Genomic DNA, 699 nt, shown 5'->3' on the forward strand with positions numbered 1-699 from the left:
CTCCTCGACGATGCCCCAGTGGTAGGACAGCGCGTTGAACCCCTCGACGGTCAGCGTCGCCCCGATGGACAGCAGCCCGATGCCGTGCTTGCCGGCCAGGCGCGCCCCGGTCGGTGACGCCACGGCGGCGACCGCGAGCGGAATCCCCCCGTCGGAATACGGAGCCAGTTGCAGGCGGGCGTCGACGAGTTCGTGCGTCGGCGTCTTGGCCGTCACCGCCTCCCCGGCCAGCAGGCGCGCGACGATGTCGAGGTTGGTTTCCAGCAGTTCGCGGGTGTCGGTCGGGTTCAGCCCGATCATCGCTGAATCGGTGGGTAATGAGCCCGGGCCGAAGCCACCGATCACCCGGCCGTGGGTGAGATGGTCCAGCAGCATCAGCCGGTCGGCGACCCACAACGGGTTGTGGTAGGCCAGCGAGATGACGCCGGTGCCGAACCGGATCCGTTTGGCGCGTTCGGCGGCGGCCGCGATGAAGACCTCCGGCGAGCTGATGATCTCGCTGCCGGCCGAGTGGTGCTCGCCCAGCCACACCTCGTCGAAGCCCAGGGCGTCGAGGTGCTCGATGAACTCGAGGTCACGTTGCAAGGCCAGCGTGGGATTGGTGCCCGCGCGGTGAAACGGGGCGATGAAGTACCCGAACCTCAGCTTGGTCATGAAGCTCCCTCGCAGTCGAGTCCGCTGATATCACTCACACTGCTC

Annotated in this window: 1 protein-coding gene; it reads right to left on the reverse strand. The window is 67.5% G+C overall.

The features are described 5' to 3' along the window. Positions 1-654, reverse strand: a 654-nt coding sequence (locus tag A5714_RS21965) for an LLM class flavin-dependent oxidoreductase (protein WP_156747440.1), incomplete at its 3' end; no start/stop codon positions are given. Positions 655-699 lie beyond the last annotated feature (45 nt).

This window comes from Mycobacterium sp. E2462 (assembly GCF_001672685.1).
Taxonomy (GTDB): Bacteria; Actinomycetota; Actinomycetes; order Mycobacteriales; family Mycobacteriaceae; genus Mycobacterium.